17 protein-coding genes and 1 pseudogene are annotated in these 21,851 nt (G+C 41.3%); 9 read left to right on the top strand and 9 right to left on the bottom strand.

What is annotated here, in order from left to right; translation table 11 throughout:
- The first annotated feature begins 154 nt into the window (after positions 1-154).
- Positions 155-556 carry a hypothetical protein gene (locus tag F7734_RS03295; protein ID WP_155743377.1) on the top strand — a complete coding sequence of 134 codons (402 nt, stop codon included), beginning with the start codon at positions 155-157 and terminating at the stop codon, positions 554-556.
- 266 nt (positions 557-822) lie between these two features.
- Here F7734_RS03295 and F7734_RS03290 read toward each other — a convergent pair whose 3' ends face one another.
- The 3 genes from F7734_RS03290 to F7734_RS03280 all read right to left on the bottom strand — a co-directional run bounded on the left by F7734_RS03290 (position 823) and on the right by F7734_RS03280 (position 3,596).
- Positions 823-1,014 carry a hypothetical protein gene (locus F7734_RS03290; RefSeq protein WP_155743376.1) on the bottom strand — a complete coding sequence of 64 codons (192 nt, stop codon included), beginning with the start codon at positions 1,012-1,014 and terminating at the stop codon, positions 823-825.
- Between the two features lie 118 nt (positions 1,015-1,132).
- Positions 1,133-2,212, bottom strand: a complete 1,080-nt coding sequence (locus F7734_RS03285; protein ID WP_155743375.1) for a glycosyltransferase family 4 protein — start codon at positions 2,210-2,212, stop codon at positions 1,133-1,135.
- 397 nt (positions 2,213-2,609) lie between these two features.
- Positions 2,610-3,596, bottom strand: coding sequence for a metal ABC transporter substrate-binding protein (locus F7734_RS03280; protein ID WP_155743374.1), 987 nt, complete (start codon positions 3,594-3,596; stop codon positions 2,610-2,612).
- A 90-nt stretch (positions 3,597-3,686) separates the two neighbouring features.
- Between F7734_RS03280 and F7734_RS03275 the strand changes: the two genes are divergently transcribed.
- Entirely contained in the window at positions 3,687-4,547 is an 861-nt protein-coding gene (locus tag F7734_RS03275; RefSeq protein ID WP_155743373.1) for a metal ABC transporter ATP-binding protein, read from the top strand.
- Between the two features lie 76 nt (positions 4,548-4,623).
- Positions 4,624-5,487, top strand: a complete 864-nt coding sequence (locus tag F7734_RS03270) for a metal ABC transporter permease (RefSeq protein ID WP_155743372.1) — start codon at positions 4,624-4,626, stop codon at positions 5,485-5,487.
- On the opposite strand, the gene F7734_RS03265 is transcribed toward F7734_RS03270, so the two are convergent.
- From F7734_RS03265 to F7734_RS03255, 3 genes and pseudogenes are all read right to left on the bottom strand, one after another.
- Positions 5,459-6,226: a PEP-CTERM sorting domain-containing protein gene (locus F7734_RS03265; RefSeq protein ID WP_243146650.1), complete on the bottom strand. Its 768-nt coding sequence runs from the start codon at positions 6,224-6,226 to the stop codon at positions 5,459-5,461. The two genes, F7734_RS03270 and F7734_RS03265, sit on opposite strands and share 29 nt — an antisense overlap.
- A 120-nt stretch (positions 6,227-6,346) precedes the next feature.
- The gene (locus F7734_RS03260; RefSeq protein WP_155743371.1) at positions 6,347-11,002 is read right to left on the bottom strand and encodes a hypothetical protein; all 4,656 of its coding nucleotides are present in this window, start codon (positions 11,000-11,002) and stop codon (positions 6,347-6,349) included.
- A pseudogene (locus F7734_RS03255) lies at positions 10,999-12,181 on the bottom strand (ATP-binding protein). Before F7734_RS03255 ends, F7734_RS03260 begins: the two are co-directional and overlap by 4 nt.
- Positions 12,182-12,446: 265 nt before the next feature.
- On the opposite strand from F7734_RS03255, the gene F7734_RS03250 reads away from it, so the two are divergent.
- The 3 genes from F7734_RS03250 to F7734_RS03240 all read left to right on the top strand — a co-directional run bounded on the left by F7734_RS03250 (position 12,447) and on the right by F7734_RS03240 (position 15,178).
- A complete protein-coding gene (locus tag F7734_RS03250; RefSeq protein ID WP_155743370.1) occupies positions 12,447-13,241 on the top strand; it encodes an HAD hydrolase-like protein in 795 nt (264 codons plus the stop codon).
- A gap of 95 nt (positions 13,242-13,336) precedes the next feature.
- On the top strand, positions 13,337-14,536 hold the full coding sequence (locus F7734_RS03245; protein WP_155743369.1) for a DNA double-strand break repair nuclease NurA: 1,200 nt from the start codon (positions 13,337-13,339) through the stop codon (positions 14,534-14,536).
- A 30-nt stretch (positions 14,537-14,566) separates the two neighbouring features.
- The gene (locus F7734_RS03240; RefSeq protein WP_155743368.1) at positions 14,567-15,178 is read left to right on the top strand and encodes a Uma2 family endonuclease; all 612 of its coding nucleotides are present in this window, start codon (positions 14,567-14,569) and stop codon (positions 15,176-15,178) included.
- A gap of 168 nt (positions 15,179-15,346) precedes the next feature.
- On the opposite strand, the gene F7734_RS03235 is transcribed toward F7734_RS03240, so the two are convergent.
- Positions 15,347-15,580: a hypothetical protein gene (locus tag F7734_RS03235; RefSeq protein WP_166481713.1), complete on the bottom strand. Its 234-nt coding sequence runs from the start codon at positions 15,578-15,580 to the stop codon at positions 15,347-15,349.
- Between the two features lie 334 nt (positions 15,581-15,914).
- Here F7734_RS03235 and F7734_RS03230 point away from each other — a divergent pair, with 334 nt between their 5' ends.
- The 3 genes from F7734_RS03230 (at position 15,915) to F7734_RS03220 (ending at position 21,121) form a co-directional block, all read left to right on the top strand.
- The gene (locus F7734_RS03230; RefSeq protein ID WP_155743366.1) at positions 15,915-18,641 is read left to right on the top strand and encodes a PAS domain S-box protein; all 2,727 of its coding nucleotides are present in this window, start codon (positions 15,915-15,917) and stop codon (positions 18,639-18,641) included.
- Between the two features lie 249 nt (positions 18,642-18,890).
- Entirely contained in the window at positions 18,891-19,679 is a 789-nt protein-coding gene (locus tag F7734_RS03225) for an FHA domain-containing protein (protein WP_155743365.1), read from the top strand.
- 494 nt (positions 19,680-20,173) lie between these two features.
- The gene (locus tag F7734_RS03220) at positions 20,174-21,121 is read left to right on the top strand and encodes a diguanylate cyclase (protein ID WP_155743364.1); all 948 of its coding nucleotides are present in this window, start codon (positions 20,174-20,176) and stop codon (positions 21,119-21,121) included.
- A 53-nt stretch (positions 21,122-21,174) separates the two neighbouring features.
- Here the strand turns inward: F7734_RS03220 and F7734_RS03215 are convergent, their stop codons facing one another.
- Both F7734_RS03215 and F7734_RS03210 read right to left on the bottom strand, forming a co-directional pair.
- Entirely contained in the window at positions 21,175-21,459 is a 285-nt protein-coding gene (locus F7734_RS03215) for a helix-turn-helix transcriptional regulator (RefSeq protein ID WP_155743363.1), read from the bottom strand.
- A 50-nt stretch (positions 21,460-21,509) separates the two neighbouring features.
- Positions 21,510-21,665 (bottom strand): type II toxin-antitoxin system RelE/ParE family toxin, encoded by a 156-nt coding sequence (locus tag F7734_RS03210; protein WP_155743362.1) that lies wholly within the window; start codon positions 21,663-21,665, stop codon positions 21,510-21,512.
- Positions 21,666-21,851: the final 186 nt, after the last annotated feature.

The following is a 21,851-nucleotide window of genomic DNA, read 5'->3' as shown; positions in this document are numbered from 1 at the left end:
TGGCACAGTAGCCGTATACTAACTATCAAATCGAAAATTTTTAACTCAATCTGTACGATCGCTCACATTTCACACATTTAGTTGGTACGATAGCATAACATAACCAATTTTCCCATTCTGAGTTTTGAATTTTAAATTTTCTATTAAGAACCCCTTGCCTAAAAGTATTATTTCCATCTTCTTGTTAAACTTACTAGTAGCTTGTCATACCAGTACAACCCAGCAACGTTTTCAAAATTGTTCCTACATCAAAGAAAAACCAGGCAAAATTGTACTGGATTTTCAGAAGAAGCACGATCGCATACCATCTTCGTTTGAGGAAGCACATCAAGATAGCCAAGTCATTCTTCCCAATCGCGGTGATGCATTTGGTAATTCCCTGATTTATCGCAAGACGGGAGAAAGTTCTTTCTACTTTCTCTCTTACGGAATGAACGGGAAGTTTGAAGATGGTCAAGGAGATGATTTAAAAGTTATCTATGATAAGAATTGGAAAACTTTATGTGTTGAATTGCGATCGGTGTACCGAATCTTTTCAAATTATAAGTATTTTTAATTATCAAGTTTCAAAACAATTGAAATAATATATCAAAGTCTTGGGAACAAATTCTGATGTGCAACGTCGTTGATAACATAAAAAACCCACCACTATCCCTAAGTTAGGGAATCATGGGGGATTTGCTAGATTCTGCAAAGAAAAAAAGAAATAGAGAGTTGGTAGCTGCACTATTGGCTGATAAATCTTGAGTTTAAAGCATCATTAAAACTAGTTTGGAGGTAAGAGCGTAAAAGACAACTATGTTTTGCTGCACTTTAGTTGTTTTACGTCAGAATCAATTGGGGTGACATCGAGTGCTTTGTATTCCTTCCTTGGTTTAAAAAGTGCGATTGACTAACAGATAGTAAAGGCACTTCTTGGCGACAGGATTGACAAAACCAGTAAACTCCTTGATGACGCACGTGTCGTAACAAAGAATTACCGCAGCAAAGACAACTGTGAGTCGTCGTTCTCATATTGATTCTCCTTGTCACAAAAAGCTTGTAAAGTCTGAAGAAAGGATAAAGTGTAAAGGATAAAGGATGAAATAATTAATTTTTCATTCCACGCTTCATCCTTTGGATGGGAGCTTTATCAAGCGATTGATGTTAACGAAGTTCTAAGAGTTGGAACTCGTCCGTTTCTCTCATTGCGATCTCTGAGGATTTTTTCATAGACCGCTACATAACCGTCTACCATTTGAGTCACGGTAAAATTGTTTTTCACGTGTTCTCGGCAGATCTGACGATTGAGTTCCAAAGCTGCTGGAATCATTGTCGCCATTTCTTCGTAGCTTTGGCAAACAAAACCTGTTTTGCCGTGAGCAATGACTTCTGGTACGGAACCCATATCTATCCCAATCACTGGCGTACCAGTTGCCATCGATTCAATCATCACTAAGCCAAAGGGTTCTCGCCAAGTGATAGGAAAGAGGGTAATAGATGCATTGCCCAAAAGCTCTGCTTTCGCAGCACGATCTACTTCACCCAGATATTCAATCTGCTTACCATCAATCTGCGGGGCAATCTCTTTCTCGAAAAACTCTTTATCGACAACATCCACTTTTCCTGCCATTTTCAAGCGCCAACCAGTTTTTTTAGCTATGGCGATCGCGTGCTGAGGTCCTTTTTCTGGAGAAAAGCGCCCTAAGAAGGCAAGATAGGGTGGCTGTGCTGGTTGAGATACAAATTGGTAGTCACCTAAATCAATCCCGTTGTATACGGTGCTGGCATAATTTAGGTCTATTTGGCGCTGGGCGTCGCTAATACTGACGTATGGTTGCGTTCTATGAAGGGTATATACTTTGCTGCTGTCACGGGTAAAATTGCCATGCAAGGTATGTACTGTGGGGGTTGACACCATGCTTGCCAAAGGCAAAGCCCAAATCCCTACATGGGAATGGATGATGTCAAATTCCGCCGCTTGTTGGTAAACGTGGCTAGCTTCAAGCATCTCGTACATCATACCCTCTCTGATGTCCGGGTCCAGGCGCAATGCGCGAGAACAAATTGCGTCTAACTTAGCCAGTGTTTGCGAATCGCCTGAGGCAAACAAAGTCACATCGTGACCCCGACGCACGAGTTCATCGGTCAGACGACTCACTACGAGTTCAATTCCTCCGTAAGTGAAAGGTGGAACCCGTTCCCACAAGGGGGCTACTTGAGCGATTTTCATAAATTTCCTTGGTTCAGCTGGTAAAGTGGTCGTTGGACAAGGGTTGAGATACTTTTGCTTTAGGTATTCATTCCTCCTCTTCCTAAGGTTGGAACTAACCGCATACGCCTTATGCAGCGTTTTTGGTTAATTTAGCACCCTCTATGCGCCACCTCCAAGTTGATGCTGACCAGCTAAAGTGCAGCTTCGTGTACTGTATTCTTAAAATTTCACAATCCGCATCTATCCCAAGATAGATATAAATATATCTTATAGTATAATGGGGATCAACTTTTCTGATGAAAAAAACCTTGGGGATCGATTGTTAAGGGTTAGTAGTTAGTGGTTAGTAGTTAGTAGCAATAATAACTAATTATGTACGGGCGCAAAGCCTTGCGCCCCTACTAACCACCAACAACTAACGACTAACATTTTTTCCACCCAAGGCTTCCACAATAGTCTGAGTATTTGACTGCATCATTTTGATGTAAGTCTCGCCCGGACTTCCGACCGCACCAATAGAATCAGAATAGAGTTCGCGAGGTGCCAATTTTACCCCTGCTTCTTGAGCAACAGTTTTTATCAAAGCTGGGTTGATGGTTGTTTCTGCAAAAATTGCTGGAACTCCAATCTTTTTAACTTCTTCCACTAACTGCTTGACTGTTTGTGCGCTGGGTTGTTCCTCAGTACTTATACCAATTAAAGTGCCTGCAATAGGTATCTCATATGCATATCCGTAGTATTGAAAAGCATCGTGTGTTGTAACCAATTTGCGCTTATTAGCTGGGATTGTCTGAATTTGGGCTTTTATCCAACCATCCAACTGTTTTAACTCGTTCGTCAGTTGTTGGGCGTTTTTGGTAAATTCTTCTTTGTCTTCAGGTGATAGCTCAATCAAAGCATCTCGAATGGCATTAGCCATTGCGATCGCATTTTTAACATCACCCCATACGTGTGGATCTGGGACTTTCCCCTTGGATTTTTCTTCTAACTGCAAAGGCTTGACGACCTCACCCACTGCTAACTGACGGGCTTTTCCTGCTGCAGATTTCATCAACTTAATCAATCCCGGTTCTAGGTTATAGCCGTTATACAAAACCAAGTCAGCTTCTTCCATCACCCTGGTATCTTGCGGAACTGGTTCGTATACGTGAGGATCGGTACCCGGTTTGAGTATTCCAGTTACCTGAACTTCATCTCCTCCCACTTCCTCTGCCAAGTCAGCAATGATGGTGCTAGTCGCTACGACTTGAGGCTTATCCTGGTCGGGAGTGTTAGAGGTCGAGTTCTGTTGGCTACAACTGAATAGGGTAATAGACAACAACATACCCAAACAAAGCTTAGGTAAAAAGTAGAACACGTCCCCGTACAAATGACTGTCGTCTCTCTGAAGTATTACTTTCATTTATGTCAATTATTATTTCTCTTTATAGAGGTTTTCATTTTTCTTTCATTTTTATAGTAATCTCAAGTAAGCAAGTATTTAAACACAATTATGAAAACTGCCTCTTTTCAACCAGAATTTCCATTATTTAGGAAAAATATAGGCGAAATGCCCAATGTAGAAACACACTCTGAGCCAAGTGTAGAGACGATAGGTGGCGTGTCTTTACAAGGCACAGATGTCAATGAAGCAATCCACATCTCCCGATTGGGGGTATACTATCGTGCAACAGAAGCCCTGAGAGATATTAACTGTGTTGTGAAACCAGGGCGACTGACAGGAATTTTTGGTCCCAATGGTGCCGGTAAAAGTACGCTGTTAAAAGCCATGTTAGGGTTAGTGCCTTCCCATGGGAGCGTACAGTATCAAGGAAAACCTCTCACACAGCAATTGGAGAAAATCGCCTACGTACCCCAACGAAGCCAGATAGATTGGGCATATCCCGCCACCGTATGGGATGTGGTCATGATGGGAAGAGTCAAGAAAACAGGATGGTTTCGCCAGTTTTCAACAGTCAGCCGCCAAGTAGCAAAAAGTGCGTTACAACGTGTGGGCATGAGTGAATATCGCAACCGCCCGATTGGAGAACTTTCCGGAGGACAGCAACAGCGAGTCTTTTTAGCCCGTGCTTTGGCCCAAGAAGCAGAAATTTTTTGTTTTGATGAACCTTTTGTCGGTATCGATCAAAAAACCCAGAAAGTGATTTTTGAAGTTTTCCAAGAACTTGCTGCGGCACAAAAAATCATCCTTGTTGTTAACCACGACTTAGGGGAATCCATCACCCATTTTGATGACTTAATTTTATTAAATCAGGTATTAATAGCTACAGGTTTCCGACAGCAGGTACTTACCGAGGAAAATTTGTCCCGCGCCTATAGCGGTCAGGTCATGTTTTGGAGAGAAGCAGCGTAACAGTGACCCGTGACCTGGTGTAGGGTGGGTATTGCCCACTCAACTAACAACTAACAACTAACAACTAACAACTAATATGATTCAAGCATTGATTGAGCCTTTACAGTATGGTTTTATGCAAAGGTCGCTGATTGTTGCCATTATAGTCGGTTTGTTGTGTGCTGTTGTTGGCAGCTACCTAATGGTACAACGGTTAGCTTTATTGGGTGATGCTATCAGTCATTCAGTCTTACCGGGACTGGCGATCGCTTTTTTGTTAGGAGGTAATATTTTTGTGGGGGCGTTTATTGCTGGTGTCATCAGTACCATGGCAATTGCTTTCATTAAAACGCGATCGCCTATCAAAGAAGATGCTGCAATGGGGATAGTTTTTTCGGCGTTTTTTGCCCTAGGAATTACGCTGATTACTGTCATTCAAAAAGACAACAAAATTGACTTGAACCATTTCCTTTTTGGAAATATTCTCGGTGTGACTTTTGATGAAGTGCGCGATACTTCTATTATTGCAGCTTTAGTTTTGCTCGTTATCGTTTTGGTGTACAAAGAACTTTTGTTTTATACCTTTGACCCCTTGGGCGCGAAAGCAGCAGGATTACCAGTAAACCGCCTTAATTTTGGACTCATGGTAGTGATTGCTTTAACGATTGTTGCTAGCATGAAAGCTGTAGGTGTCATTCTAGTATTATCACTTTTGATTACACCGGGAGCCACAGCCTATCTATTAGTAAAACGCTTGCATCAAGTGATGATTTTAGGAGCGCTCGTTGGTGTATTCTCTAGTATTACTGGAATGTACCTCAGCTATTTTTATAACTTCCCTTCAGGACCAGCAATTGTGTTGGTTGTATCGGGATTATTTATATTGGCGTTACTTTTTAGTCCCCGACACGGGATTTTTGCTTCTCATAAAGCTAGCAAGTTTTCTCGTTTAGAGAATTAATGCTTCTGCTTTTTTTCAAGCGCAAACAAGCCCCTGCAACAAGACCTATACCAAGCAAGGCAGAAGGTTCCGGTACCTTCTTCCGACGTTCCTCATAGTCATAGGTGACTTTGATAGTTGATTTGGCATATGTAGAGACACTGGATACGATATTACCAGGTCCGGTCACGCTTGATGTCGCAAGAGCTGTAAACAAAAAGTCTAGGTTGCCAAGACCTGTAAAGGACTGTAGTAAGTCACTATTGGTGAAAGTTTTTGTATCGGACACACTGGTTACAAGTCCCTCCAGTGTCTTGCCAGAACTACCATTAAAATCAGTGACTCTGTCAAATCTGCTAACGTTGTAGCTGTATTGCTGTTGGGGATTCAACTCGAATAAAGACGCTCCATCTGGCATATTTAATTTGACCAGACCGGAAAGGTCTACTGTCACTGTCCTTGGTGTTGCGTTTCTGCTTTCAAATTGTGCATCTCCTTTGATATCGCCAGTAAAATCTATCTTTACGCTCTTCAATGTGCCGAGCTGTGAGTTAAATTTTTGGATAGTTAGAGGAGATTGTATGATGTCTGTTAGACCATATCCTTCGTAAGGCACATACTCCTTGTCCATCTCAGTCGGTTTGTATTCTGCCTTGTGCTCAAGAGTTGCTGCACTAGCAACTCCGCTAGATGATACTACGCCTAATACCGTTAATGTGGTAGCTGCAGTTAATATCCCTAAAAGTTTTGTGTTCATCATGTATTACCAGTTGCAAAATTCTGGTCGTATACCTCCGACTCATTTGTAACTTTGCAATTTTGTAAATAGGCTTGATATTTCTACTTATTTTTTTGTAAAATTCACTTCATGATTGATAAGCTACGTCAAATAATCATGCAACCAATTAGAACCTCTTGCTAGTAATTGCTCTAAATTTTCTACTCGCCACAGCTTAGCAGTCCCATCATCTGAGGCAGTCGCAAGATAGTGCCCATCAGGGCTAAAACTCACGCAACTCACTCGGCGCTGATGCCCTTTATATTCTGCGAGTTGGTTACCCCGTAAGTCCCATATTCGGGCAGTAGCGTCGCTGGAGCCAGTGGCAAGGGTTTGCCCATCTGGGCTGAAGCAAACACAGCTGACACGACGCTGATGCCCCTGAAATTCTTTCAGTTGCTTGCCCTGCAAATTCCACAGTATCACGGTGCCGTTGTCTGAGACAGTTGCTAAGTACTGCCCGTTGGGGCTAAAACTTACGCTCCAAAGTATACTTCGGTCTTCTAATTCTACCAGTTGCTTGCCTTGCAAATTCCACAATTTAGCTGTGCCATCAAAAGAGGCAGTGGCTAAATATTGACCATCTGGGCTAAAACTCACGCTATTGACTCGGTTCTGATGTCCTTTGAATTCCACCAACTGGTGTCCTTGCAAGTCCCATAATTTTGCAGTACCGTCAAATGAGCTAGTGGCAAAGTATAGTCCATCCGGACTAAAACTGATACCTCTCACCCGATCCTTGTGTCCTTTAAATTCTCCGAGCTTGTTGCCCTGTAAATTCCACAGTTTAGCTGTACCATCGCCCGAACCCGTGGCAAGATACTGTCCGCTAACATGAAAACTGATGCTGTTAACATCCCCCTGATGCCCTTGAAATTCTACCTGTTTTTTGCCCTGCACGTTCCACAGTCTAATGTCAGCTGAAGCAGTAGCAAGGGTTCGTCCATCTGGACTGAAACTCACGCTCCAAACCCAACCATCATTTCCTTGGAATTTCTGCACTTGCTTGCCGTGCAAGTCCCAAAGTCGGGCGGTACAGTCGCTGGAGCCAGTGGCAAGGGTTTTCCCATCCGGGCTGAAACTGACGCTTCTGACTTTGGCTTGATGCCCCTTAAATTCTATTAAGCGGTTACCTTGTAAGTCCCAAAGTCGGGCAGTGTTGTCGTCTGAGGCAGTGGCAAGGGTTTTCCCATCCGGACTGAAACTGACGCTATTGATATGTCTGTGATGTCCCTCCAGTTTTAGCAGTGGCTTTCCTTGCAAGTTCCAAAGCAGGGTGGTACAATCATTTGACACGGTGACAAGGGTTTGCCCATCCGGACTGAAACTGACCCAATTAACCTTGTGCTGATGCCCCTTAAATTTTACCAATTGGTTGCCTTGCAGGTCCCAAAGTCGGGCAGTGTTATCGTCTGAGGCAGTGGCAAGGGTTTGCCCATCCGGGCTGAAACAGATGCTGTTGACACATTTCTCATGCCCTTGAAATTCTACCAGTTGGCTACCCTGTAAGTTCCACAATCTGGCAGTGAGATCGTTTGAGGCAGTGGCAAGGGTTTGCCCATCCGGGCTGAAACAGATGCTATTAATATGTCCTTCATGCCCTTGAAATTCTACCAGTTGCTTACCCTGTAAGTTCCACAGTCGGGCGGTGCGATCGCTTGAGGCAGTAGCAAGGATTCGTCCATCCGGGCTGAAACTCACACTTCTAACCTCGTCCTGATGCCCTTGCAACCGATTCTTTTCTTGAATGTTGTCAAGAATCTGCTGTAAAGCTAGCAGTGGACTCAGTGCGGGATATTTCTCAAAAGATCGACCATCTTGAACTCGTGCTTGCAACTGTTTTCCAGCTTCCATTGCCGTCAATAAGGCGTCCATCTGGGAAAACTCGAACTTTCGTAAAGCTCTCAATCCTGCTAACTCCAATTCTGTACCGATAAGCGCTTCTTCTCGCGCTGCTTCTGCTTCCTTGAGCTTAATCTGAGCTTCTTGAATTTCTTGCTTAACCTTATCTCGTTCTGCTTCTGAATCGGCTAAATCTTTCCTCACCTGTTGAACTTTTGCTTCCAAACTCTGGCGATCGCGCTCAACCTGTGCTAGCACCAACTCAGCTTGCTTTCGTTGTTCTTCTGCTTTGTGGCGTTGTTTTCTTTCTTTTTCGAGTTCTGCTATTAATTCTTTTAACTTTGGTTCTTGTTGTTGGCGAATCAATGCGGCTAAATAATCATGTACTAATTGATAGCGATCGTCTGGAAATTCCGGCAACAAAACCACCAAGCCGGAATCCACAAAAATCTTGAGCACTAAATCTAATTGGCTAGCTTCTGCGGTAAAATTTGCCATTAATACCTGCAAATCCCGTTCTACTTCAGCACGAGTTTTCAAAGGGCGAGTCCCTTTTTCATCTGTCAGCAAGTACAGCACTAACTCAGCTGCTTCCTTGTTTTCAGAACCGCAGTCTGATACGACTTGTGCCAAGTAGCGCTTCACAAGTTCGTTCTTAGGACCGCAATTTCTATACTGAACTAACGTTGTGATGTTCTCCGTTTGTAACTGCGCTCCCACAACTTGTAACTCAATCGGGCGCACTTCTCCTAACTCATCTGCTAAATCGTTTACTAGTTCCTCAATTAAAGCAGGATCTAAGTTAAAATTAGACCGATTTGTTAACTGTTGAATAATCAATTCGGTATCAGCAGGTGAAAAATTTCCTAACGGGTAGAGGACATTTTTGCTGAGAATATCATTGCCAATTGGTGCCATGCAGGATAAACGATTGCACTCCAACAAATAATGCAAGTAATCTTCTCGTAACGACAAAATTACCTTTACAGGAAGAATTTGAAAACATTCTCCCAAAAACTTAAAAAATTGCCGCCTTTCAGTCGCCCCAGGATAGACGAAGAAGAATTCTTCAAACTGATCGAAAATGAGCACCGTCCGTAGATTGCGCGACTCCATTTGCCCCATTTGTGCCAAGATAGCGGTTGGGGAATCTAAAGAAGTCGTTAGGTGTATCCCATTTTTTTCCAGGGCTTCTGCTAACAGCCGTCCCAACTCCGCAACCCAACTCGTGTAAACGTGCATCAATACAGGCAAAGTATCCTGAGTCCCAATAGCTTTTTGTTTAAGTGCTGGTAACAGTCCCCCATTCACCAACGAACTTTTCCCTACCCCAGACTGTCCGTGAATCACAATTAGCTTGTAATCATTGCGACCAATTCGCTCAATTAAACGCTGTACATCTAGCAGCCGCCCGGAAGCCACAATTTCTAGAGCCACAGTTTCCTGATTTTCTACTTGTCTCAGTGCTAATTCTGCCTGTCGTTGTGGCTGTATTCGACTCGCACCAACAAACGAGCGGAACCCATATTGTTGCTCAATCGATTGTCGCTCTAGCTTAATTTCAAAGGCTTTGAGATATTCCTGTTGCTGAAAGTATACCTGCTGTAAATAACTTAGAATGTCAAGATACAAACAAGGGTTTTCTTCAGGATTTCCTACTTTTGTGGCTTCTTCTAAATTGCCGATCGCTTTTTGTGTTTGACCCAGATGTTGCTGCGCTTTTGCTAGAATTAACAAATATCGACTGTTGTCTAATCGCTCGTCAATCCCTAAATTTTCAAGCGTTTGCCTGTTATCTATTGCTAATAAAATTTCTAGGGCTTTCTTCGCTAACTGATAGGCATCATCCCAACGTTCTTGTGCCAGAGCCACTTCAGCTAGAAAGCCGTAATCCCTTGCTAATTCAATTGGTTTATCTTGAGCTTGGTGATACTGTAAAGCTTTTTGAGCAAGAGTTTGTAACTGCTGCCAATTCTGCAAATCTCGAAGAATTTCACCGAATTTCAGAATTGAGTTAGAACTTAAATTTATCGTGTTAATTTGTTCAACAATATGAAAACATTCCTGAATATAACGCCTGGTGTTTTGCAAATCTGGATGATTTTGTTCCCGATACCGAGGAGTTTTTACATAATAGCAGAAGGCAATATCAATTAGGAGTTTTACTTGTTGGTTTAAATGGCGTTCTTGCTGCCAAAGTTCTAATCCTTTTTGATAATGCTTGAGAGCTGCATCGAGGTTCCCATTAGCATATTCGACTTCACCCAGTAAGGATTCTATAATTGCTCTTAGTTCTGGGTTTAAGACTTGTTGGCGACTTTGTAAAGTATGACAAGCTAGTTTTATTTCCCGACGAGCTTCTAAATTGAGGGTTAAATTTCCCTCAAAGAATTGCTTGGAGGTTTTCTTTAAAAAGTCAATCAATTCCTCAGTGGCGATCGCAAACTCTGTACTAATCGCCCAACTTTCAAAATCAGGGGCTACCTGCATCAGTTTCTTAAGGACTTCATCATCAATCCAAAGAACCAGTGGAAAATGAAAACTCTTCCGAAAATCCTCCCTCACCTGATTGGTTAGAGTCAATAGCCCTTCAAGATCGGTGACTGATTCCAAGCCAAATACCATTAAGACATCTGGCTGTGCTTCCCCAAATTCTTTCTGAATCCTCCCGTAGAGGGTTTTTTCTGATGCTTTCAATTCCAGGATGCGAATTTCGACGTTCGTCAGTTCTTGCAACCGCTTGACCAAACACAAGCGCAAGCTGGCATAGTTACAACGAGCTAAAAACAGCTTGAACCGACCAACAGAGGCTTCAATTCCCCATGCTAATCCTTCTAACTGACTCTCGTTGTCAGCCGCAACATCAATGGCACTTTCATGCGACGCTTTGCTATCGGATCGGTCTAAGTCACTCATGGGCGCAACTCTTTCGCCTCTGCCAAAATCGGGTTGACATCAAACCAAGACTCTCCGCGATCGCGATATTCAAACACCAGCCGACTCCGGATCAGCGTTTGGTATCCCCGGTCACCACTGACTTTTTTCCGTTGCTGGACTTCACGCAGCAATTTCCATTCTGCGTCAGAAATGGGCATTGTCTTCAGCTAAATTTGGAAAAGCTCTAGCAAGCACCATTTGTCGCAGCAATGCCATTCCCACTTCACATTTATGACCATTTTGGAACTGTACGGGTACCATGGGTAGCACTTTGGGTTCTTCTGAAAAACGCTGAGTGAGATTGCCATAGTCACTGGAAAACTTCAGCGCTAGTGGCATTGTATAGACTAGATGACAATTCAATTTTGTTAGACACTCAGCTTGATCGACAAAGAGATATTCCTGTTGAGGACGTCCCCAAGGTTTCTGGCGATTATCGATGCGATCGAGATTATCAACAATGACTACCAGCCCTTTTTTTCCCTGCTGTTTCAGCGTGGCGATCGCGGGTTCTAGCAGTTCCTGATTAATTGCTTGCAACAGCTGAGTTTTCTGCGGTCCTAGATACTGGTTAAGCCGTTCTCGCAGTGTCGCATCATTTTTGACTCGAGTCGTGATTTCACCAATGCCAAATGCAACAGAAACCTTTTGGTTTTCTGAAGTGTAACCAATATCGCCGATTTTGGGAAGCCCTGTAATTTCCGGAGGCTTCAATTTAAACCCCGTTACCTCAACGTTTAAAATCTTCCACGCTCCGTGTAGCAAATCTTTTAACCGGTTAGGTTCTTTGAGCAAGAGATTTTCCAAGCTTTGACTGACTCGATGGGCGATCGCGAGCAGAACATCTACAATATCAACATCTGCCATTTCCAAGTCTTCACTGGACTCAAAATAAACCACATGAAAGCCTTCGTGTTCGAGTTCTGTTTTGAGCCTTAATAACTCTGTAGATTTGCCACAACCAATATGCCCGGTAAATAGGACACATGTGGGGTTATCGGGTGAGAAAAATGTAATGTTATCTTTCAGTTGTTCTATGATTTTACCGCCTCGTACTGAGGAAAAGTCAATGTAATATTTCCTGTCTTCTGGATTTGCTACAACTAGGGTTTTTCCAGGGTCAGTTGCCTGAAAAAATTTTCGTAAATCTACTGTCATGCTAGTTTACAATAAGTTAATCTTCTCAGAGGTCATTTATAAAGTAGGTTGGGTTGAGGAACGAAACCCAACAATAAGGGTTCAACGTTGAATTTCGTTCCTCAACCCAACCTTCTAAGGATACGTTTAACCAAGCAGGTTTTACGGAAATTATCCCAAATATAGCAATTCTCACTTTCTTGAAGTTGTTATATCTCATTCACCTTATCTATATTTTTGAGAAGTTAGGTAAGCTAACAGTAGCAGTCTAATCCTCAAAAAAATCATGGCAAGTAGTCCGACAATTCTAGCTCTAGACTTCGATGGTGTCATTTGCGACGGACTGATTGAGTACTTTGAGGTATCTTGGCATACCTATTGTCAAGTTTGGTTACCTGATGACCGGATTCCACCTGATGATTTAGCTTCCAAGTTCTATCGGCTAAGACCGGTGATTGAAACGGGTTGGGAAATGCCTGTACTCGTTAAAGCCCTCGTTCAAGAAATCGCCGAAGAAAAAATTCTTCAGGATTGGAGTGCGATCGCACAACAAATTTTACAAGCGGATAATTTCAAACCAGCAGAAATTGGTAGTAAACTAGACAAATACCGAGATGAATGGATTGCTACCGATTTAGATGGTTGGTTGAGTCGGCACAGATTTTATCCAGGGATCGTTGAGAAACTCGAAGCGACAACCTCAAGTTCAACTAAGTTATATATCGTCACTACGAAAGAAGGTCGCTTCGCACAACAACTGTTAGCACAGCAAGGGGTTGAACTACCAAAAGATGTGATTTTTGGTAAAGAAGTGAAGCGTCCCAAGTACGAGATTTTGCGAGAATTAATTCAAGTGGAAAATATTGCGCCTGAAAGTTTGTGGTTTGTAGAAGATCGATTGAAAACTTTACAGTTAGTCAAACAGCAACCGGATTTGGAGCAAGTGAAACTCTTTTTTGCGGACTGGGGCTACAATACGGCAGTAGAAAAAGTGACTGCTAAAAACGATTCCCGAATTCATTTGCTGTCACTTGCTCAGTTTGCTGGAGATTTTTCTGATTGGTTAGTGGTTAATGGTTAGTCGTTAGTGGTACTTTTTTACTACTAACCATTAATCGTGTACGGGCGCAATGCCTTGCGCCCCTACTAACTACTAACCACTAACAACCAACCACTATGCTAGATCTCACTAAACTTACAGCACAAATGCAAGGTTTGAGCCAGCACTTGACTCAAGAAGCAGTTGCTAGTCGCCATCGTTTGGAATTGGCTCAGAAACATCTTCAAGATGCACTACCCTCTCAGTTGGAGTTAGTACAGAAACAAGAAAATTGGCGCGATCGCATTTTGTTTGCCAATGCCACCCCGGTAGAACCACTGAATACTTGTGTTGAGATTCAAACTCCTCCTAAAATGCATACAGTGATTGCTACTGATGGTTCCCAAATAGCTCCGAGCCATCATGAAATAGCGTATTGTTATCTCCTCAACATTGGTAGAGTGGTTTTGCATTACGGACAAAACCGTCACCCACTTTTAGATAGTTTACCTGAAATATTCTATCGACCGGAGGATTTATACGCTTCCCGTCAATGGGGTATTCGTACTGAAGAGTGGATGAGTTTCCGGCGGACAGCTAGCGAAACAACTGTATTAGCAGAACTGGCTTGCAGTGCTAAAGGGGGACACCGAGACAAGGAAACAGAAGAAGTTCCAACACTGGCAATGGTGGATGGATCTTTAATTTACTGGTTTTTGGAACAGTTGCCTTTTGATGCACGCCAACAAATACTACCCCCCATTTTGGAAGCTTGGCGGAAATTGCGCGATGCCAAAATTCCCTTAATGGGCTATCTCAGCGCTGCCCGCAACGTTGAAGGGATAAACTTTTTACGTCTTGTAGCTTGTCCCCACCCAGTACCCGATTGTACAAGTTTTTGCCCCAATCAACAGGAGAAAGTTCCGTGTAAAATATTTGAACCCCTGCGAGACACTGCTCTTTGGTCAACTCAACTCAAACCCGGACAGAGAGGTCCTTTGTGGCGCAGCAATGCTCGTATTCTTGACTTGTATGAAGACCAACAGATTTACTTTTGTTATATACACGTAGGTGCCGAAATTGCTCGCATAGAAGTACCATCATGGGTGGCTAAAGACACAGATATGTTCGAGCGCTCCTTGGGGCTAATGCTCGGACAAGTACAGAAAGGGTACGGTTATCCTGTGGCTATAGCTGAAGCGCACAATCAAGCTGTGGTGAAAGGTGGGGATAAAGCAAGGTTCTTTTCCCTGCTAGAGCGACAAATGATTAGGGCGGGGTTAAAAAATGTAGGAACTTCTTACAAGGAAGCAAGAAAGCGAGGGAGTATAGCATAGTTAGCAAGAGCATCAGGAGGACATAAGTGCATGCCACACGAAAAGCGCTATTATACCCGTGATGAGTATTTAGCTATCGACCAAACAACTGGCTACAAAAGTGAGTATCTAGATGGAGAAATCGTGCCGATGATGGGAATTACAACTGAACACAATCAAATTACAGGTAACATTTATGCTTACCTGAAATTTGGTCTCAAAGGAAAAAATTACCGGGTGTATTTCAGTAATGTCCGCTTGTGGATACCGCGTTACAATCAATACACGTATCCAGATGTGATGGTTATTGATGGAGAACCGTTTTATGAGGGTACAGATAATACAACAGTCACCAATCCCTTGTTAATTGTTCAAGTTTCATCAAGGTCAACAACCAATCATACTGACTCAGATAGATTTCGTTTTTATCGGTCAATTCCTGAATTCCGTGAATATGTCTCAATTGACCAAAATAGTTGTTATGCAGAACAATATACTAAAAACTCAAAAGGCAATTGGATATTAACTGAGTATGACACTGTTAATTCTTTGTTAACGTTTGATTCTATTGACTTTCAACTTTCTTTTATTGATATTTACGAGTTGGTCAATCTTCCTAATATGACTTTAAGTGAAGGTGCAAGGATTGATTATGGCTTTTAGAGGATATTTGGAAACTATCAGCTTTATAGAATGATCTACTACGTCAATAGTTGCATAGTCTACTGTCAGAAAAAACAACACAGTAGTTTCACCATCATAAGGTTTCTCCTTGGAAACTCGGTTTCTAGCAGCGCGAACAACTCTATCTCTCGCAGTACTGAGGACTGTCTATAAAACCCAATCTTCCAAAGCGACGGGTTCTGTTGGGTCATTATAACGGACTACTTTCCCACGCATTGGATAAAGATTTGTTTCTGGTTGACTAGATGGTGTAACAGCCTGCTGTGGAGTTTTAGCTTCGAGAATAATTACCTCTACAGCGTCCCCTGCATGAAAAGGTAGGCCTTGGAGCATCAAAGTTCCATTTTCAGTTAAAACAGCTTCTACTTTATGAGCATTTATCTTGCTACTCAAACCCTTTTTGAACAAGCATAACATTTTCAAAGGCGATCGCCCTCAAGTTATGGTGCGATTCGTGATGAGTCGAGAGTATCGATAGTTATGAAGTTTTTTGGAAAAAATTTTATTTTAATTTAATAATTTAAGTGATGATTTTTGAGCCTGTTTGGGAAACCTATATTTAGCGAGGATGGAATAGACTTCTTGCAGGGTTCTGGTTGTATTCCAGCTTTTGTTTCCCAGACCAATACGCTACCCTAGCGAGATAAAAAAGTCCGCATATAATAGCGGACTTTTTAATTATTACGACTAAATTTATAAAACGCAAAAAACTAGTATGAGTGATGACAAAGAAACAGAGATGAGCTACTCGCAATTCTTCTCCCGATCTAATGATTTATTGTGCATTGCTAGTTTTAATGGCTATTTCAAGTTTTTCAATCCAATGTGGACAAAAACTTTTGGTTGGTCAGATTGGGAATTTACAAACAAACCTTTTATTGATTTTGCTCATCCAGAAGACCGTCATGCTTGTAGTGTTGCTTATTTAAAACTTGCTGCAGGTGAGGAAGTCTTTGGTTTAGAAAATCGTTTTTTGTGTCAGGATGGCTCTTACAAATGGTTGTCATGGAATGCAACTGCATCTGGTGATGAACGATTGATTTATGCGGTTGCTAGGGATATCACTGCTCGTAAAGAAAATGAAGTATCACAACAACAGTATATCAAGGAATTAGAAGCTTTAAAGTTTGCTTTAAATATTCACTCGCTAGTAGCTATTACTGACCGATACGGTAGAGTCACTTATGCTAATGAAAAGTTTTGTGAGGTTTCGAAATATTCAAAGGAAGAATTAATAGGACAAGATCATCGTATTGTTAATTCTGGCTATCACTCTCAAGACTTTTTTAAAAATTTGTGGAGAACAATTTCTCAGGGAAATCTTTGGAAGGGAGAAATTAAAAATAAAGCCAAAGATGGAACGTATTACTGGGTGGACACTCTGATTGTTCCATTTTTAGATAAAGTTGGAAAACCCTATCAATATGTTGCAATTCGTACAGATATTACACAGCGGAAACTTTCAGAACTAGCTTTGTTAGAGCGATCGCGTTTATCATTACTAAGTGCAGAAATTAACTTAGCCATATCACAAAGCAGTTCCCTTCCTGAAATCCTTCAAAGCTGTACAAAAACGTTGTCTCAGTATTTAGACACTGCTTTTGTTTGTATCTGGACTTTTGAGAATCAAACACATCAAATCCAATTACAAGCAGGTATTCGCTGTACAGATAGAACTTGCCAAACTTTAACAAACAGTCAAGATTTTCCCAATCATGCGGTTTTAGCTAACAGTATCATTGGTTTAATGACAAAAAACAATCAAGCTCTTTTTAATGAAGAAATTACTTTGAAGAATGAAGAATATTTTTTAGAACCTTTTTTATCAAATTTTCTTTTAGCTGCCTATCCGTTAATCATCGAGCAGCAATCTATCGGAATTTTAGCTTTGTTTAGCAAAGAGTTATTTAGCAATCCCACTCATAATTTATTAAATTGGATTGCTAACAGTGTAGCAGTAGCCATCGATCGCATATGGGCACGAGAAGAACTTTTGAGCCGTCGGGAAGCTTTGTTACTCCGTCTTGCCAGTCAAATCCGAAATTCTTTAGAACTCAATACAATTTTGGCAACAGCTGTCAGCGAAATTCGCAGCTTATTGCAAATTGACCGTTGCTATTTTCTCCGATATTTACCAAACTTGCCTCAGCCAACATTGACTATTACCCATGAAGCGCGAAACTCCGACTTACCCACTATGTTAGGCAATATTCCAGTACAAAAAGTCCCCTTTTTAGTCAATATATTGCTGAATGGAGAATTACTTTGTATTGATGCTATTAATAGCACGTGCTTCATAGATTGCTATACGCAAGAGTTTTTATCGAAATTTGGCATACAAGCTCAAATTTTATTACCAGTCAAGAATAATTCTGGTGAATTTGGAGCTATTGTTTGCAGTCATAGCTGTGAGAAACGTATTTGGAGTCATAGCGAAATTAGTTTGCTACAAGCTGTGACAGATCAATTAGCGATAGCGATCGATCATGCCCAACTTTATAGAGAGAGTTGTGCAGCTACTTTAGCAGCACAAACCCATGCAGAAAAACTTTCGGAAACTTTGCAAAAGTTACAAGAAACTCAAGCCCAACTCATTCAACATGAAAAGATGTCTAGCTTGGGACAACTTGTAGCGGGAGTTGCACATGAAATTAACAATCCAGTTAACTTTATTCACGGCAATATTACCCATGCAAGTGAGTATATACAAGATTTGCTAGAGCTATTAAAACTTTATAACCAACATTATCCTTATCCCGCTCCTGAGATTCGATATTTTGGTGAAGAAATTGAAATAGAGTTTCTTGCTGATGACCTGAGCAAGCTACTATCTTCTATGAAACTAGGAACAAATCGTATTCGCGAGATTGTTCTGAGTTTGAGAAACTTTTCCCGCCTTGATGAAGCTGCAAAAAAGCCAGTAGATATTCACGAAGGTTTAGAAAATACACTGTTGATTTTACAGCATCGATTGAAATCTAATAAGTGCAATATTTCTCTGGTCAAAGAATATAATCATTTGCCTTTAGTAGATTGTTACCCAGGTCAATTGAACCAAGTTTTTATGAATATTTTGACTAATGCAATTGATGCTTTGGAAGAGGGAAACGGGCATGGGGCAATGGGCATAGAAATAACTCCCAACACCCAATGCCCAATGCCCACTGCCCATAGCCCTACAATTCACATTAGCACCGCAGTTACGAGTAACAATTTTGCCCTTATTCAGATTGCTGATAACGGGTTTGGGATGACAGAAGATATCAGAAAACGATTGTTTGACCCATTTTTTACAACAAAACCTGTGGGTAAGGGAACAGGGCTGGGGCTATCAATCAGTTACCAAATTATTGTAGAAAAGCATGGCGGAAGTTTGAAATGTATATCAGAACCTGGTAAAGGTACAGAGTTTTTGATTCAAATTCCCATTAGCTCGAATTAAAATAGAAATGACGTGGTTTTAGCAATTTTACCCCACCCTAACCCTCCCCTTGTAAAGGGGAGGGAACCGGATCTCCAATCTCCCCCCTTTCCAAGGGGGGACTAAGGGGGGTAAATCCAAATCTCCAATCTCCCCCCTTTCCAAGGGGGGACTAAGGGGGGTAAATCCAAATTTGTGACACAGTAGTTTAAAAAGAAGACTATACGTCAATAGAATAACAGAAGAAGAAATATTTTTAAACAAGAAGCTATGCAAAATTTAAGCACATCTCAAACAACAGGGCTAGGTTTCGAGCTTTTTCATGTTCAAACGAATACATCTTTTGAGTTGCCCCCAAATCTTGCTGTAATTCGTGTCGGCAAACAAAATGAGCAAATTGCACCAGATATTAATGTCACATTCTTACCAGATGCCGACATTGTTTCTCGATTACATTTAGAAATTCAACTAGAAGAAAATACCTACTATATTACTGATAGCGGTAGTTCTAACGGGACTTTTCTCAATGAGTTGAAGTTAGAACCAAGAAAGCGCTATCCCCTTCAAGTTGGAGACAAAATCAACCTCGGTCAGGAAGAAAAAGTTACCTTTATATTTCAGCATAAACAAAATCTGGTTGTTCCTCCTAATGCCCCCATCAGTAAACCTACAGTGCTTCAACCGGAAATCGTACATAATACCCAACCAACTCAAGTGGATCGTAACAGCAAGTTTGTAGGTGCGGGTTTGATGCTCATTGGTATTTTGTTATTTGCAGCTAACACACAAATTGGTATTTTTCTGCGTATCCCAACCGTTTTGATGTTAATAGTAGGGGCTGTTCTTGTGTTGTGGCGTCGCGATTATCGCACCATCGGATGGGTTTTGATAGGGCTGGGAGTTGCATTTATGATTTTTACAGGGAATTTATTTGCCTCGTTCAATCTTTTGGCTATTCTTTTCGCCTCTGCTTTGTTTGCCGCAGGGTATCAGTTATTTAAAACTGGTAAAGTTTTGAATTATAGTTTGCAATCTCTCAAGGGATTACTAAAGCAATAAGAGATTTTTTTGTATTTCTTGTTTCTCGTGTCTCTTTCGTTTCTCGTGTCTCTTTCGTTTCTCGTGTCTCGTTCGTTTCTCGTGTCTCGTTCCCAGGTTCTACCTGGGAATGCATATTTCGAGGGTCTGCCTCAACGCTGTAGAAAGTAATTTATGCGGCGCATAATATTATCTATAAAATCTCTTTATTTGTCTGTACGCTACCGTACATTTATCAGTTGATTTTTTGTGGAAAGCCAACTTAGAAAGTGTTTCCAAAACATAAAGTTATCTAATTATTGTTTTCACATTCATTATTATAATTGAGAAATTTTGTCAAGGTACTTGTGACAGTTTTTATCCTCTGACTATTTAAGTCTTTAGATATACTCATAACATACTTTTTTTCAAATATAGTTGAAACCTACAACTAAAATGAGCTTTTTAAATTTTCTCATACCCACTGTCTACTTTGGTATGAGGTATTTCATAAACGAACTATTAGCCAGATTTTTATGATACTGTTCAAGCCGGAAAATTACTTAATTTTAGTTGTTGATGACATGTGCGACAATTTGCAAATTATTGCAACCTTATTAGAGCAAGTAGGTTACAAAGTTACTCATGCTTCTAACGGAATGGAAGCTTTAAAGCTTCTTCAAGTAGTAAAGCCCCATTTAATTTTATTGGACTTAATGATGCCCGAAATGAACGGCTTGGAAGTATGTGAAAAACTTAAAGCCGATCCAGAGTTTGCTGAAATTCCGATTATTTTTCTCACCGCTAGTAATCAGCAAGAGCATCTACTACAAGCTTTTAAAAAAGGGGCGGTTGATTACATCACTAAACCGTTTGAGGCTCTAGAACTCTTTGCCCGTGTACGGACACATTTAGAGTTGAAATATGCGCGAGAGGAATTGAAAAAATTGCTGCACCAGCAAAAGGAATTGATTCAAGAGTTAGAAAGATTAGCTCACACCGATTCGTTGACCGGAGTGTGGAACCGTCGTTATTTGTTCACTTTAGTAGATCAAGAATTCAACCGCTCTCTCCGTTATCATCGTCCCTTCGCTGTACTCATGATAGATATTGATCATTTCAAAAAAATTAACGATACCTATGGTCACACGATTGGAGATGAAGTGCTTATCGTCATGGCACAAACTGTTTTGAATTGTCTGCGGTCTGTAGATTTTTTTGGTAGAATAGGCGGTGAAGAATTTATGGCATTTCTGCCAGAAACTGACATTGATGCAGCAGTCGCAACATCTGAACGTATCAGAAAAACATTTGAAAAGTTAGTCATTTCGGCTCAGGGACAACTAGTATCAATCACACTCAGTATTGGAGTGGCTACACATAAATTAGGGGATGAAACTGTGAATGTTATTATCCAACGCGCTGATAAGGCACTTTATCAAGCTAAGAACCTTGGGCGCAACCAGGTGGTTGCAGATACTTAAAATTTAGTGAACCCCTGGAAATCAAAGCGGGGTAGACAAGGGTATCGACAAAATCACGTCTTCAACACAACATTCACCGTTACTTTCATCCCTGCCTTCACCAGCATATTAATCAGTTTATCTACGCTAAACCGACTAATTTCACCATTCATCAAATTACTTATCCGTGGCTGCGGTTCACCAAAAAAGTCAGATGCCTGTTCTTGAGTCCAGCCACGCTCTAAAATGTATTGTCGTAATTTTAACATGAGATCGGTCCGTACTTTTAGATTCGCAGCTTCTTCAGTATCAAAACCGAGATCCTCAAACACGTTTTCACTACCTTGAATCACTGCCATTGTTGTACCTCAATTGTTCTCATTATCCATTTGTTCTTGTCTGAACTGAATCATTTCTTTATAGCGCTGTTGTGCAATTTTAAAGTCTTGTTTTGAAAAGCATGAAGTACATAAACAGCTTCCTCAAATTTGGCAACATAAAAGACACGATAGGCTTCGTCAGTACGAATGCGAATTTCTTCGACTCCCTTGCCAACAATCGGCATTGCTTTGAAATCTGTCGGCTATCATAACAGGTCGTTGCGCGCCTCCCTTCATGCGATAAGCCTCTGGCGATACGCTGCGCGTATCGCCAGACTACATCGCCACCAACCCCAACATCACCTCATCGCTTTGTATTACAAATGTAACAACAAACGACATACTTAAAAAAAAGCTTAAATAAGGAAGTA

The organism is Scytonema sp. UIC 10036, assembly GCF_009725235.1.
Note: the sequence above shows the minus strand (reverse complement) of the source record. Positions and strands in the feature narration are given on the sequence as shown.